The sequence below is a fragment of the Micromonospora sp. NPDC049275 genome, from assembly GCF_043197115.1.
In the GTDB taxonomy this organism is placed as follows: Bacteria; Actinomycetota; Actinomycetes; order Mycobacteriales; family Micromonosporaceae; genus Micromonospora.
Genome location: NZ_JBICSN010000001.1, coordinates 942,663 through 956,908 on the forward strand (window position 1 = coordinate 942,663; position 14,246 = coordinate 956,908).

General features: G+C 69.5%; 10 protein-coding genes. 2 read left to right on the plus strand and 8 right to left on the minus strand.

The window, feature by feature from the left end:
* Positions 1-4 precede the first annotated feature (4 nt).
* Together gyrA and gyrB are read right to left on the minus strand one after the other, a co-directional pair.
* Positions 5-3,787: an intein-containing DNA gyrase subunit A gene (gyrA, locus tag ACGFIE_RS04445; RefSeq protein ID WP_393290878.1), complete on the minus strand. Its 3,783-nt coding sequence runs from the start codon at positions 3,785-3,787 to the stop codon at positions 5-7.
* A gap of 130 nt (positions 3,788-3,917) precedes the next feature.
* Positions 3,918-5,864: a DNA topoisomerase (ATP-hydrolyzing) subunit B gene (gene gyrB, locus ACGFIE_RS04450; protein ID WP_393290881.1), complete on the minus strand. Its 1,947-nt coding sequence runs from the start codon at positions 5,862-5,864 to the stop codon at positions 3,918-3,920.
* 522 nt (positions 5,865-6,386) lie between these two features.
* Here gyrB and ACGFIE_RS04455 point away from each other — a divergent pair.
* Positions 6,387-6,941: a hypothetical protein gene (locus ACGFIE_RS04455; protein ID WP_393290883.1), complete on the plus strand. Its 555-nt coding sequence runs from the start codon at positions 6,387-6,389 to the stop codon at positions 6,939-6,941.
* On the opposite strand, the gene ACGFIE_RS04460 is transcribed toward ACGFIE_RS04455, so the two are convergent.
* The gene (locus ACGFIE_RS04460) at positions 6,926-7,426 is read right to left on the minus strand and encodes a MarR family winged helix-turn-helix transcriptional regulator (protein ID WP_393290885.1); all 501 of its coding nucleotides are present in this window, start codon (positions 7,424-7,426) and stop codon (positions 6,926-6,928) included. The genes ACGFIE_RS04455 and ACGFIE_RS04460 overlap by 16 nt on opposite strands.
* Before the next feature lie 100 nt (positions 7,427-7,526).
* Here ACGFIE_RS04460 and ACGFIE_RS04465 point away from each other — a divergent pair, with 100 nt between their 5' ends.
* A complete protein-coding gene (locus tag ACGFIE_RS04465) occupies positions 7,527-7,754 on the plus strand; it encodes a hypothetical protein (RefSeq protein ID WP_363680837.1) in 228 nt (75 codons plus the stop codon).
* A 10-nt stretch (positions 7,755-7,764) separates the two neighbouring features.
* Here the strand turns inward: ACGFIE_RS04465 and ACGFIE_RS04470 are convergent, their stop codons facing one another.
* The 5 genes from ACGFIE_RS04470 to dnaA all read right to left on the minus strand — a co-directional run bounded on the left by ACGFIE_RS04470 (position 7,765) and on the right by dnaA (position 14,242).
* Positions 7,765-8,442 carry a DUF721 domain-containing protein gene (locus ACGFIE_RS04470; protein ID WP_393290887.1) on the minus strand — a complete coding sequence of 226 codons (678 nt, stop codon included), beginning with the start codon at positions 8,440-8,442 and terminating at the stop codon, positions 7,765-7,767.
* Positions 8,432-9,565, minus strand: coding sequence for a DNA replication/repair protein RecF (gene recF / locus ACGFIE_RS04475; RefSeq protein WP_363680833.1), 1,134 nt, complete (start codon positions 9,563-9,565; stop codon positions 8,432-8,434). The genes ACGFIE_RS04470 and recF overlap by 11 nt, the downstream gene beginning before the upstream one ends.
* Before the next feature lie 16 nt (positions 9,566-9,581).
* Positions 9,582-10,454 (minus strand): phosphogluconate dehydrogenase (NAD(+)-dependent, decarboxylating), encoded by an 873-nt coding sequence (gnd, locus tag ACGFIE_RS04480; protein WP_363680831.1) that lies wholly within the window; start codon positions 10,452-10,454, stop codon positions 9,582-9,584.
* Positions 10,455-10,493: 39 nt separating this feature from the next.
* Positions 10,494-11,627 carry a DNA polymerase III subunit beta gene (gene dnaN, locus ACGFIE_RS04485; protein ID WP_363680829.1) on the minus strand — a complete coding sequence of 378 codons (1,134 nt, stop codon included), beginning with the start codon at positions 11,625-11,627 and terminating at the stop codon, positions 10,494-10,496.
* A gap of 794 nt (positions 11,628-12,421) precedes the next feature.
* The gene (gene dnaA / locus ACGFIE_RS04490; RefSeq protein WP_393290890.1) at positions 12,422-14,242 is read right to left on the minus strand and encodes a chromosomal replication initiator protein DnaA; all 1,821 of its coding nucleotides are present in this window, start codon (positions 14,240-14,242) and stop codon (positions 12,422-12,424) included.
* Positions 14,243-14,246 lie beyond the last annotated feature (4 nt).

Sequence of the window (14,246 nt, forward strand, 5' to 3'; positions counted from 1 at the left end):
TCAACTAGTCCTGTTCGTCAGGCTCGTCGGCATTGCGAGCAATCGCCACGATAGTCACGCCGTCCGGGAGGTCCATCAGCTTGACCCCCATTGTGTTCCGGTCACGCGTACGGCGTACAGGCTTCACCGGAGTCCGGATGACACCACCGTTGCTGGTGATCGCGAACAACTCGTCGTCTGGGTCGATCACCACGGCACCGACCAGACCACCGCGCCGTTCGGTGATCTTCGCAGTCAGCACGCCCTTACCTCCCCGGCCCTGCACCGGGTATTCCTCGATCGGGGTACGTTTCGCGTATCCCCCGTTCGTGGCCACCAGGACGTCCAAACCGTCCCGAACGACCTCCATGGCGAGCAGGACGTCGTCGTCCGTGAAGCGCATGCCGATCACGCCCGAGGTGGCCCGGCCCATCGGCCGCAGCGCCTCGTCGGAGGCGTTGAACCGGATCGCCTGCGCCTTCTTCGAGACCAGCAGCAGGTCGTTCTCCGGCGCCACCAGCGCAGCACCGACCAGCTCGTCCTCATCGCGCAGGTTGATCGCGATGATTCCGCCGGAACGGTTGGAGTCGAACTCCTCGAGCCGCGTCTTCTTCACCAGGCCGTTCTTCGTGGCCAGTACCAGATAGGGGGCTACCTGGTAGTTCGGGATTTCGATGATCTGCGCGATCTGCTCGTCGGGTAGGAAGGCGAGCAGATTGGCCACGTGTTGGCCCTTGGCTACCCTACTGGCCTCCGGCAACTCGTACGCCTTGGCCCGGTACACCCGGCCCTTGTTCGTGAAGAACAAGATCCAGTCGTGCGTCGAGCATACGAAGAAGTGGCTCACGATGTCGTCCTGCCGCAGCGTGGCGCCACTGACGCCCTTGCCGCCGCGCCGCTGCGAGCGGTACAGGTCGACCTTGGTCCGCTTGGCGTACCCGGTGCGGGTGATCGTGACGACCACGTCCTCGCGGGCGATGAGGTCCTCCATGGAGACCTCGCCGTCGAACGGAATGATCTGCGTCCGGCGGTCGTCGCCCCACTTGGCGACGATCTCGCCCAGCTCCTCCGAGACGATCTTCCGCTGCCGCTCCGGCTTGGCGAGGATGTCCTTGAGGTCGGCGATCTCGATCTCGAGCTTGGCCAGGTCGTCGACGATCCGCTGCCGCTCCAGCGCGGCGAGCCGGCGCAGCTGCATGTCCAGGATCGCGGTCGCCTGGATCTCGTCGATCTCCAGCAGCCGGATCAGGCCCTGCCGGGCGTCGTCCACGGTGGGCGACCGCCGGATCAGCGCGATCACCTCGTCCAGCGCGTCCAGCGCCTTGCCCAGACCACGCAGGATGTGCGCCCGCTCCTCGGCCTTGCGCAGCCGGAACGCGGTCCGCCGGCGGATCACGTCGATCTGGTGCTCGACGTAGTAGCGGATGAACTGGGCCAGGTTGAGCGTGCGCGGCACCCCGTCGACCAGGGCCAGCATGTTGGCGCCGAAGGTCTCCTGAAGCTGGGTGTGCTTGTAGAGGTTGTTCAGCACCACCTTGGCGACCGCGTCGCGCTTGAGCACCAGCACGATCCGCATGCCGGTACGCCCGGAGGACTCGTCGCGGATGTCGGCGATCCCGGCGAGCTTGCCCTCCTTGATCAGCTCGGCGATCCGCTCGGCCAGGTTGTCCGGGTTGACCTGGTAGGGCAGCTCGCTGACGACCAGGCAGGGGCGGCCCCGCTTGTCCTCCTCGACCTCCACCACGGCACGCATCCGGATCGAACCACGACCCGTGCGGTACGCGTCCTGGATGGCGGTCGTGCCGACGATCAGACCGTGCGTCGGGAAGTCCGGACCCTTGACGATGCCGAGCAGCGCCTCGAGGGTCGTCTCCTCGTCCTCCTCCGGGTTCTCCAGGCACCACTGCACCGCCGCGCCGATCTCCCGCAGGTTGTGCGGCGGGATCTTGGTGGCCATGCCGACGGCGATGCCCTCGGAGCCGTTCACCAGCAGGTTGGGGATCCGCGACGGCAGGATCGTGGGCTCCTTGGCCCGGCCGTCGTAGTTGTCCTGCAGGTCGACGGTGTCCTCGTCGATGTCCCGCAGCATCTCCATGGCGAGCGGGTCGAGCTTGCACTCGGTGTTGTGGCTGACGAACCCGTCGGAGACGAACGAGTGGTCGTCGGTGTCGACCCGGACGCTGTAGACCGCCTGCACGCCGGCATCCGTGATCTGCGCCACCTCGGCGTAGTAGAACCGACCGTCGACGAGCGGCTCGACCACGTCGAGCACCTCGGAGTTGGTGATCCGGGCGGCGATCTCGTCGCGATCCCGCTCCCAGCGCTCCACCCGGTCCACGTTGTGCCGGCGCAGCCAGTCCCGCTCGGTCCAGCGCTGCGCGCCGTGCTCGCGGATGAACTCACCGACCAGCGGCACGTGGTCGCTGGAGAGCGCGGTGCTGCTCGTCGGCACCTGGGCCAGCTCGGCCTCCAGCTTGGCCTGCTTCCGACCGAGGAAGCCGACGTGCGCGGCGAAGATCCGGGCGTCACGGCGGTTGGTCACCACGACCTTGATCTCGCCGCTGTCGTAACGGGTCTGCCGGCTGATCACGCCGAACTCCAGCAGCAACTGCTGGACCTCGCGGGCCAACCGCTCACTGCGGGTCGAGTACGAGATCTGCATGGTGTTCCGCGGCAGCAGCGAGGACGAGCCGTCGCCCTCGAAGAGCGCCTGCAGGAACGCCCGCTTGATCGCGGCCGGCCCCTGCCAGACGAACTCGGGAACGAACTTCGCGGCACTGCGGGCCCCCACCAGGTCACCGAGGAGGCTCTTGCGCAGCGCGGTGAGGTCCTGCACGTCGATTTCGTGCAGGGTGCTGCCGGAGGCGATGACCCGCTCGCTGACGTAGCGGGGCCCACCGACGGCCAGGTCGTAGGCCGCGAGGACGCGGACGAAGAACTCCCGGTCGACGTTGTTGAACCCGGCCCGCCCCGGGGAGACCCAACCCTCGCTGACGAAGGCACCGGCGAGGACTGCCGCCTCGACGTGCTCCAGCATCGGGTAGCCGATCTCGTCCGGCACCGAGCGCTGGAGAACGACCCGGTCGCCCGGGGAGATCTCGGCGAGCAGCTTCCACAGCAGGGTCGGCACGCCGGCCACGTCCACCAGGCAGAGCACCGGGTGGTTGTGGGTGCCGGTCAGCTCGTACCCCTCGCGGGTGCGCAGCCGCAGCGTGGGGTGCTCACCGGAGTGGAAGAACTTGGAGGCGCGGACCAGGTCACCGTTGCGGTCGCGGACCTTGAGGTCGATGTCGGTCTCGCTGGACGGTGCCGCGTCCGGCACGACGTCGCCGATCCGCACACTGCCGTCGGCAGTGCGAATACGGACATCTCCGGTGATACAGTAACGCATCGCCGCAGCCGGATCATTACCCGGCGAGCCGAAGTTGCCGTTGCCGTCGACAAGCGGATACCGCAGTGACCAGGGCTGTGCCATCCGGACCAGCGCGTCGTAGATCGCCGAGTCGCCGTGCGGGTGGAACTGGCCCATCACGTCGCCGACGACGCGGGAGCACTTCACGTAGCCGCGGTCCGGACGGTAGCCGGAGTCGAACATCGCGTAGAGGATCTTGCGGTGGACCGGCTTGAGGCCGTCCCGGACGTCCGGCAGCGCACGCCCGACGATGACGCTCATCGCGTAGTCGAGGTAGGAGCGCTGCATCTCCACCTCGAGCCCGACCGGTTCGATCCGGTCGTGCGCGACCACCGCGGCGATGGCCTCGGCGGGGACCTCGGGCTCGTTCGGTGTGGACTCGGGAGAATCGGTCACTGTATACCCTTATCAGACTCAGAGTCGTTTTCGTGCTGTGGATAACGGCTGTGGATACCGGCCAAGCTGTGGATAACTCTGTGGACCGGCGGGCCGGCCGGGTGCTCCCCGACCGGCCCGCCGCGGTCCGTCAGATGTCCAGGAACCGAACGTCCTTGGCGTTGCGCTGGATGAACGACCGGCGCGCCTCGACGTCCTCACCCATCAGGACGCTGAACAACTCGTCCGCGGTTGCGGCGTCGTCGAGCGTGACCTGACGCAGGGTACGAGTCGCCGGGTTCATGGTGGTTTCCCACAGCTCGGGATAGTTCATCTCGCCGAGGCCCTTGAAGCGCTGGATGTCGTCCGGCTTGGCGTTCGGCTTCTTCTGCTGGCGCAGCGCGATGAGCCCGTCCCGCTCGCGGTCGGAGTAGGCGTACTGCGCGTCGTCGCCCCTCTTGTTCCACTTGATCTTGTAGAGCGGCGGGGCGGCCAGGTAGACGTGGCCCAGCTCGACAAGCGGACGCATGAAGCGGAACAGCAGGGTGAGCAGCAGCGTCTGGATGTGCTGGCCGTCGACGTCCGCGTCGGCCATCAGCACCACCTTGTGGTACCGCAGCTTCTCCATGTCGAAGTCGTCGTGGATGCCGGTGCCCAGCGCGGTGATCAGCGCCTGGACCTCGTTGTTCTTCAGCACCCGGTCGATCCGGGCCTTCTCCACGTTGAGGATCTTGCCGCGGATCGGCAGGATCGCCTGCGTCCGTGGGTCGCGACCCTGCTTGGCGGAGCCACCGGCCGAGTCACCCTCGACGATGAAGACCTCGGACTCGCGCGGGTCGGTGGACTGGCAGTCGGCCAGCTTGCCCGGCATCGAGCCGGACTCCAGCAGCGACTTGCGCCGGGCCAGCTTGCGCGCCTGCTGCGCGGCGATCCGGGCGCGGGCGGCCTGGGACGCCTTCTGGATGATCGTCTTGGCCTCGGCCGGGTTGCGGTCGAACCAGTCGACAAGTCGGTCGTTGCAGACCCGCTGCACGAAGCTCTTCACCGGGGTGTTGCCCAGCTTGGTCTTGGTCTGGCCCTCGAACTGCGGGTTGGTCAGCTTGACCGAGATGATCGCGGCCAAGCCCTCCCGGATGTCCTCGCCGGAGAGCTTCTCGTCGCCCTTGAGCAGCTTCTTGTCGGTGCCGTACCGGTTGACCACGCTTGTCAGCGCGGACCGGAAGCCCTCCTCGTGGGTGCCGCCCTCGTGCGTGTTGATGTTGTTGGCGAAGGTGTAGACCGACTCGCCGTACGACTCGTTCCACTGCATGGCGATCTCGAGGGACATGCCCTCCTCCTCCGCCTCGAACTCGACCACAGTCTTGTGCATCGGGTTCTTGGAGGCGTTGAGGTGCCGGACGAAGTCGGCGATACCGCCGTCGTAGCGGAAGGTGACCTCGCGGGTCTTGCCGTCCTCGTCCTCAGGGACCCGCTCGTCGAGCAGGTGGATGGTGATGCCCCGGTTGAGGAAGGCCATCTCCTGCAGGCGACGGTAGATGGTCTGGAAGTCGAAGTCGATCGTCTCGAAGACGTCCGGGTCGGGCCAGAAGGAGACCGCAGAGCCGGTGCGGTCGGTGGTCTCGCCCTTCTCCAGCGGGCTGGGCTTGGAGTTGGTGTACTGCTGCCGCCAGACGAAGCCGGACTTGTGGATCACCACGGCCATCTTCGTCGACAGCGCGTTCACCACTGACACGCCGACGCCGTGCAGACCGCCGGAGACCGCGTACGCCTTGCCGTCGAACTTGCCACCCGCGTGCAGCACGGTCAGCGCGACCTCGACGCCCGGCTTCTTGAGCTTCGGGTGGAGGTCGACCGGGAAGCCACGGCCGTTGTCGGTGACCTGGACCCCACCGTCGGCGAGCAGTACCACGTCGATGGTGTCGCAGTAGCCGGCCATCGCCTCGTCGACCGCGTTGTCGACGACCTCCCAGACGAGGTGGTGCAGACCGCGCTCGCCGGTGGACCCGATGTACATACCGGGCCGCTTGCGGACCGCCTCCAGCCCCTCGAGAACGGTGATCGACTCTGCGCCGTACTCCTGCTTGTCCTGCGCTGCCACCCTCGGCCACTTTCTCGCGTCGTCGGCGCCGGGAGGGCGCGTCGGGCGCGGGTTCGGCGGACAGGACGCGACGTCGGCGCGCGGACCGGTGCCGGAGACCTCCGGACAGCGGGTCGAACGCGCCGGTCGCCGCGGTTGCCCGCGGATCGCGATCGGCTCGACCCGGAGTGGAGAATGATCCTGGGGCCACCGGCCCCGTCGCTCGCCCCGCACCGGGTCTTCGTCTCACTGTCAATCCTACTGTGCGCGGGGGACAGAACCACCACTCGGCACCTTCAACGGGGCGGCTGAGATGTCCGTAGCCGGCAGAACCCCGTTACCCGCGACTCCCCCCACACGCCAGGCTCCGATCGGACGCGCCGCCGCCGAACGGGTTGACCCGCGCCCGGGCGGGTCGGGGGTCGCGGCCGAACCGTCCGTGCCGTACGTTTGCGGCGCTCCGGAAGCGGCCTTGATCTTTACCGGCCGGAACCGGGACGATCGACCCGATCGACCCGACACGTGCTCTCTAAGAGGTGACAGATGGGGCTGGACAACGTCGCGGTGCACTGGCCGCGGACCGGCCGCTTCTACGATCCGGTGGCGCCGGCCGAGTTCGTCGACTTCGGCGAGATCGTCGACCTGCCGCGGATCTCCGCGCCGACGGCGGCGCTGGCCGAGCTGATCGCGAAGACCGGGACCGTCCGGGCGACCGCGTACACCGAGTTGGTGGATCTCCTGCTCGGTCTCGAAGGTGTGTTGTATGCCACAGACGCCGCCGCCGAGGACGAGGATCCGGTGATCGACCCGGACGGCTGCTCGTGGATCGCGAGCGGCATCGAGCGGTTCGTGGCCGCGCACCGCGCGAACGGCGAGGCGGTCACCTTCGAGTCGGTGAGCACGGTGCTGCGCTCGCTGCTCGGCGACGGCCGGTTGGCCGAGCAGCAGCTGCGCTGGTTGGAGACCCGTCTCGACGCGCTGCGCGACGAGAGTGGTGATCCGCCGCAGTGGAACTTCACCTGTGCGGAGCTGGGCGTGCTGGCGGCGTTCTACCGCCGCTGCGCCGAGCGCGGCTTCGCCGTCTACGCCGACGCCTGAGCGCCCGGCCCGCTCGCTGCGGCGGTCTGGTCGCCGCCCGGGCGGTTTGCCGCGGCGATCACCTGCGTGAGCACCGCGTGCAGGTGCTGCAGGTCCTCCACGGGCAGCCCGAGGCGTTGCACGATCGCGGCCGGGATCCGCTCGGCCTGGTCGCGTAGCGCCGCACCGGCGGCGGTGAGGGTGACGGCGAGGCTGCGCTCGTCGGAGGCGTCGCGCTCGCGGCGCAGGTAGCCGGCCGCTTCGAGCCGCTTGAGCAGGGGTGACAGGGTGCCCGGGTCGAGCTGCAACAGGCGGCTGAGGTCGCGGCCGGACAGCGGCGCGTGCTGCCAGAGCGCCAGCATCACCAGGTACTGCGGGTGGGTCAGCCCCATCGGTTCCAGCAGCGGCCGGTAGACGGCCACCACGCTGCGTGCCGCGACCGAGAGGGCGAAGCAGACCTGCTGTTCCAGTGCCAACGGGTCGAGGCTCTCCGGTTGACCACTCATCGGTTGCTCTCTGGATGCATGCTGACTATCGTAACGATCGTTGGTGCACCAATCATTGCTACACCAACGTTTCGGTGTGACGTGGGCGAGAGGGCGGCAGATGAGCGAGGACGGCGCGACCACCAGGGCACCGGGCGAGGGCGGTCGACTCCTGCGGTGGGCGTTCCGACACCTCGCCGGGCCGGCCGACGGCGTCCAGGGCGCGGTGCAGGGCGGCTCGACCGCGGCCCGCGAGGCGTGGAAACGCGACCTGGCCGAGCGCAAGCGCTACACCCAGGAGCAGCGCGACCGCAAGCGAGCGGCCCGCGACGCCGAGCGGCGGCGCTGAGCGGGCGGGCTCAGCCGTACGTGTCGCGCGGCCCTCGACCGCGCACCCGACGCGGTCCCTTCTGCCAGGACGGCGCGGCCGGGCCGTGGATGTGCAGCTTGCGCACCACGTTGTGGCCGACCTCCTGGGCGATCTGCTTGAGCAGCGAGCCGGCGAGCAGCCGTAGTTGGGTCGCCCAGGCCGTCGAACGCGCCTCCACGGTCAACTCGCCGTTCTCCAGCTTGACCGGCCGGCTGTGCTGGGCGACCTCGGCGCCGACCACCCGCTCCCAGGCGCCGAACACGGTGGCCTCGGCCGCCGGCTGCTGCCAGCCGCGCGCCTTGACCAGCCGGTTCAGCACCACGCTGAGAGGCTGCGGGTCGCGCGGGTCGGGGCCGGGGCCGGAGTAGCCACGCAGCCGCCGTCCCGAGCCGCCGGCGCCGTCGGTGCCCGAGCCGCCGCCGGGGGTACGCCGGGCGCGCGCCGCCGCCTGCCGGCGGGACAGCGCCGCGTCGAGCACCGCCCGGGCCAGCTCCGGCCCCGTCGCACCCTCCGCCGGCCCGCCGCCGCCGTCGGCACCCGCCGCGCCCGGCCCGCCGCCGCCGGTCGCGCCCGCCTGTGCGGTACGCGCGTTCGCGGCGTCACCGGCCTGCCGGCCGCTGCCGGTGCGGTTGGCGCCTGCCCGCCTGGTGCCCGGTTCATCCGACACGGCGTACCGTCCCCTCGCCGACCTCGTAGCGGGTGCCGCGCAGCGCGGCCGGCACGTCGTCGTCCACGGCACAGGTGACAAGCAACTGGCTGGCCCCGCCGACCAACTCCGCTAGTCGTTCCCGACGCCCGGTGTCCAGCTCGGCGAAGACGTCGTCGAGCACCAGGACGGGTTCGATGCCGTCGGCGCGCAGCAGGTCGTACCCGGCCAGCCGCAGCGCGAGTGCGAAGGACCAGGACTCGCCGTGGCTGGCGTACCCCTTGGCGGGGAGCGGGCCCAGGGACAGCGCCAACTCGTCGCGGTGCGGGCCGACGAGGGTGGTGCCCCGTTCGATCTCGGCGGTACGGGAGGCGGCGAGCGCGGTGGTCAGCGCCTCCGCCAGCGTGGCCCGGTCGGTCGTCGGCTCGGCCAGCTCGATCGACGGCCGGTAGGCGATGCCGGCCGCTCCGCGCCCGGCGGCCACCGCGTCGTACGCCTTGGCGACGTGCGGTGTCAGCGCGGCGACCAGCTCCAGCCGGCCGGCGAGCAGCTCCGCGCCGTGCTGGGCCAGGTGGGTGTCCCAGACGGCGAGCGTGCCGAGGTCGCCGCCCCGGGACCCGCCGGTCTTGCGGGCGAGGTACGCGGTGCGCAGCAGGGCGTTGCGTTGCTTGACGACCCGTTCGTAGTCGGCCCGTACGCCCGCGTAGCGGGGTTGCCTGTTGACCAGGAGGTCGTCCAGGTAACGCCGCCGCTCGGCGGGGTCACCGCGGACCAGCTCCAGGTCCTCCGGAGCGAAGAGCACCAGTCGCAGGGCGCCGAGCACGTCCCGGGCCCGCCGCGCCGGGGACCGGCCCAGCCGCGCCCGGTTGGCCCGGCCCGGCACGATCTCCAGCTCGACGAGGAGTTCCCGGCCGTCGTGGACCACCGCGCACCGGATGACCGCCGAGGTGGCGCCCATCCGGACCAGCGGCGCGTCCGTGGCGACCCGGTGCGAATCCAGGGTCGCCACGTAGCCGAGCGCCTCGACGAGGTTGGTCTTGCCGACGCCGTTGGCGCCGATCAGGACGTTCGCCCCCGGCTGGAGGTCGACGGCGACCCGCTCGTACGAGCGGAAGTCGACCAGTTCCAGCCGGTGGACGTACACAGGGTGTGGATACCGCTCAGCGCTTGTGGACGGCGTGGCCACCGAACTGCTGGCGCAGGGCGGAGACGGCCTTCATGGCGGGTGAGTCGTCCTGTCGGGAGGTGAACCGGGCGAACAGGGAGGCGGTGATGACGTTCAGCGGGACGGCGAGTCGGACCGCCTCGTCGACGGTCCAGCGACCCTCGCCGGTGTCTTCGGTGTAGCCGCTGAGGTCGGCCAGCTCCGGGTCCTCGTCGAGGGCGCGGTCCAGCAGGTCGAGCAGCCAGGAGCGGACCACGGTGCCCTCGCGCCAGGACTTGATGACGCCCGGGACGTTTGTCACCAGCTCCGAGGCGGCCATCAGCTCGTAGCCCTCGGCGTAGGCGTGCATGAGGCCGTACTCGATGCCGTTGTGCACCATCTTCGAGTAGTGCCCGGCGCCGACGGGGCCGGCGTGCACGAAGCCGAACTCGCCCTCCGGCTTGAGCGCCTGGAAGATCGGCATGAGCCGGTCGACGTGCTGCTGGGCGCCGCCGACCATCAGCCCGTAGCCGTTCTGCCGACCCCAGACGCCTCCGGAGACCCCGACGTCCACGTAGCCGATGCCACGCTCGTTCAACCGTTCGGCCCGCGGAGCGTCGTCGCTGAAGCGGGAGTTGCCCCCGTCGATGATGATGTCGCCGTCACCGAGCACCTCGGCGAGGTCGTCGATCGTGGCATCGGTGACGCCGGCGGGCACCATGACCCAGACGGCACGCGGCGATTCGAGCTTCTGCGCCAGCTCGGCGAGGCTTGCCGCGTCGCTCAGCTGCGGGTTGTGATCGAACCCGACCACCTCGTGGCCGGCGGCCCGCAACCGCTCGCGCATGTTGCCGCCCATCCGGCCGAGTCCTACCAGGCCGAGCTGCATCTGTTCCTACCTCCGTGGATCTGGTGTTGCTGGGCGCGATCAGCGAGACACGCGGATCGGCATGATGAGGTACCGATACCCCGGAATGGCCTCGCCATCCTCGCCGGCGGGTGAGATCACCGCGGGTTTGAAGGCGTCGACGAACGACAGGACGGCGGTCTGCGCGCCCAGGTTTGCCAGCCCGTCGATGAGGTACTGCGGGTTGAAGCCGATGGTCAGGGCGTCACCGGTGAAGGTGGCCTCCATCGCCTCGCTCGCCCGCGCCTCCTCCGAGCCGCCGGCCTCGACGACCAGCCCGTCGGCGCTGAAGCTGAGCAGCACCGGGGTGGTGCGCTCGGCCACCAGGGCGACCCGCTTGACGACCTCGATGAGCGTGCTGACCGACACCCGGGCCTCGGCGTTGTGGGTGGCCGGGAAGAGCGAGCGCACCGGCGGGTAGTTGGCGCCGTCGAGCAGTCGACTGGTGGTGCGACGGGTGCCGCCGGCGAGGCCGACCATTCCCTCACCCGCCGCGCCCTGGGCGAGGGCGAGGGTGACCTCGCCGCCCAGCGGGCCGAGCGCCTTGGCGGTGTCGTTCAGGGTGCGGGCCGGGACGAGGGCGTTGATGCTGACCTCGGGGTCGTCGGGCCGCCACTGGATCTCGCGCAGCGCCAGCCGGTACCTGTCGGTGGCGAGCATCGACAGCGTTCCGCCGGACAGCTCCACGCGGACGCCGGTCATCATCGGGAGCGTCTCGTCACGGCCGGCGGCGATGGCCACCTGGGCGACCGCCGTGGCGAACGCCGCGGCGTCGACGGTGCCGGCGCTCTGCGGCATCTCGGGCAGGGCGGGGTAGTCCTCCACCGGCATGGTGGGCAGGGTGAACCGGGCGCTGCCGCAGACCAGCTCGAGGTGTGCGCCGACCGCAGCGATGTCTACCGGCTTGGCCGGCAGCGCCTTGGTGATCTCGGCGAGCAGGCGGCCGGAGACCAGCGCGGCGCCGTCGGCGTCACCCTGCACCTCGACGGTCACCTGACTGGAGACCTCGTAGTCGAAACCGGAGACCCGCAGGTTGCCGTCGGTGACGCGGAGCATCACCCCGGCGAGCACCGGTACGGATGGCCGGCTCGGCAGGCTCTTCGCGGTCCACGCCACGGCCTCGGCGAGCGCGTCGCGCTCCACTCGGAACTTCATCAATGCCTCCGCGTCGACGTCAGCGACAACTCTCTCATGCCGACCGCTGCCTACCGTCCCGCCCGACCGTGCGGGTACCCATCGCACCTTAGGGCGCGGGGACATCGGCTGTGCGCCCGACCCCATGGATCGTGTCGATGCTGACCGGCCTGTCCGGCAGCGTTCGGCCCGATCCACAGAAAGCCCAACGGTGATGATTGGTTTTTGTTCTCTTAGAAGAGATAACCCATCGTCTTCATCGCACCTGTGCAAACTGTGGAGAACTCGGGTCTGCGCAGCTCAGACAGGTTATCCACCGGTGAGTTAGCTGTGGAGAACCGGGGGGACAACCGCCTCGTGTATCCACAGCCGGACGACGACGGCCAGTTGTCCACAGTTGTCCACCGGTTGTCCACCGGTAATCCACCGACTTTCTCCCCATGCCTGTGGATGACCGAGAAGATCACCATTGCCGTTGTCCCCAGAACCTTCAACAGCTCGTGCACAGGTCGATGATCATCGGTGGATAACTTCCTCGTTGTCCCCAACCGTCCACAGCGTCGTGCACAGGGTTTTTCCACAGCCTGTGGGTAACTGGCGGAGGACGGACCGTAGTTATCCACCGACGGTGGACAACGAGCTGTGGACAACGAGTGGGCATCGAGGTGGACACGGCGTCGATCCTGTGGTCTGCACCATGTCGAGGGTCAAGCCCGAGCCTCCCGGGAGGCGTGCCGAGGCCCGCCGGAGAAGAAAAAAGAACGCCCGGCCGATGATCCGGCCGGGCGTGTCCGCCGCGTCGTGTGGCGTACCCCTCAGGTGTTCTGCTTGATCCGGTTGGTCAGCTCGGCGATCTGGTTGTAGAGCGAGCGCCGCTCGGCCATCTGCTGGCGAATCTTGCGGTCCGCGTGCATGACAGTGGTGTGGTCCCGGCCGCCGAACGCCTGGCCGATGCGGGGCAGCGACAACTCGGTCAGCTCCCGACACAGGTACATGGCCACCTGACGGGCGTTGACCAGCACCCGGGAGCGGGACTGGCCGCGCAGGTCCTCCAGGCTCACCCCGAAGTAGTCGGCCGTGGAGGCCATGATCTGGTCGGCGTTGATCTCCGGACCGGCGCCGTCGGGCATGAAGTCCCGCAGCACCTCCTCGGCGAGCGACAGTTCGACTGTCGACCGGGTCAGGCTGGCGAACGCCGTCACCCGGATCAGCGCACCTTCCAGTTCCCGGATCGAGTTCGACACCCGGGAGGCGATGAACTCCAACACGTCGGGCGGGGCGTACATCCGCTCCTGCGCCGCCTTCTTCTGCAGGATCGCGATCCGGGTCTCCAGGTCCGGTGGCTGGATGTCGGCCAGCAGGCCCCACTCGAACCGGGTTCGCATCCGGTCCTCCAGGGTGGCGAGCTGACGCGGCGACCGGTCCGAGGTGATCACGATCTGCTTGTTGGCGTTGTGCAGGGTGTTGAAGGTGTGGAAGAACTCCTCCTGCGTACGCTCGCGGTTCTCCAGGAACTGGATGTCGTCGATCAACAGAATGTCGACGTCGCGGTAGCGCCGCTGGAACGCGCTGGTCTTGTCGTCCCGGAGCGAGTTGATGAAGTCGTTGGTGAACTCCTCGGTCGAGACGTACCGCACCGATCGGGCGTTGCCGAGCGTCGTGGCGTAGTGCCCGATCGCGTGCAGCAGGTGCGTCTTGCCCAACCCGGAGTGCCCGTAGATGAACAGCGGGTTGTACGCCTTAGCCGGCGACTCGGCCACCGCCACGCTCGCCGCGTGGGCGAACCTGTTCGACGAGCCGATGACGAACGTCTCGAACATGTACTTCGGGTTCAGCCGGTTGCCGCCGGTGTCGGTGCCCGGCAGCCGGCGGTCGTCGCGGCCGCCCGTCCGAGGGTCCACCGCACTGCGCCCCGGACCGCTGTCCGTCGCACCGTCGCGGGGTAGCGGACGGATCACGTGCTGGTCCCGGGGCGACGCGGCGTCCTCGCGGTAGCGGGGCTCGTAGGGCCGGGTGTCGGGGCCGGGCGGATCGAGGCGGGCCGCCTGTTCGTCGTACCCACGCCGCTCGGACGTCGGTCGGGGCGAGCGCATCGGCTCGACGAAGGCCGCGCTGAACAGAGCCTCCTGCCCGTCCCGGCTGGCGGGGATCAGGCCGGAGCGGTGCCCGTCGACGGCCGATGCGGGAGGCGGACCCGCCGGCGCCGGCGGGACGGCGGACGCCTGTTGGCGCTGCTGTTCGGGGAAGGCGTCGTCGGCCACGGGTCGGCCGGTGTACTCGTCGCCGAGCGGGTCGGACGGTGGACCCTCGACGTCGAGCAGTTCCGGCTCCGGGGTGCTGCGGTAGACGGTGCCGGCCGGGCGGCCGGTGGCGTCCTCGGCCACCCGTACGGTCACGGCCACCTGGATCGGCCGGCCGAGCCGGCGGGTCAGCGCCTCGGTGATCGCCGGGCGGAGCCGCGACTCGATCACGTCCCGGGTGAACGCGTCCGGGACGGAGAGCAGCGCGGTGTCCTCGACGATCGCCCGGAGCCGGGTGAGCCGGAGGTAGGCACGCTGCTGAGCGGAGATGATCTCGTCGGCGAGCTCGTCGGTCGCCGCTAACCACACCGCGGCAAGGTCGGTCGTACCGGCCACCGTC

Coding starts and splice junctions, on each gene's coding strand:
- ACGFIE_RS04455 (WP_393290883.1), top strand. CDS start 6,387: ATGGGGCTGGACAACGTCGCGGTGCACTGGCCGCGGACCGGCCGCTTC.
- ACGFIE_RS04460 (WP_393290885.1), bottom strand. CDS start 7,426: ATGAGTGGTCAACCGGAGAGCCTCGACCCGTTGGCACTGGAACAGCAG.
- ACGFIE_RS04465 (WP_363680837.1), top strand. CDS start 7,527: ATGAGCGAGGACGGCGCGACCACCAGGGCACCGGGCGAGGGCGGTCGA.
- gnd (WP_363680831.1), bottom strand. CDS start 10,454: ATGCAGCTCGGCCTGGTAGGACTCGGCCGGATGGGCGGCAACATGCGC.
- dnaN (WP_363680829.1), bottom strand. CDS start 11,627: ATGAAGTTCCGAGTGGAGCGCGACGCGCTCGCCGAGGCCGTGGCGTGG.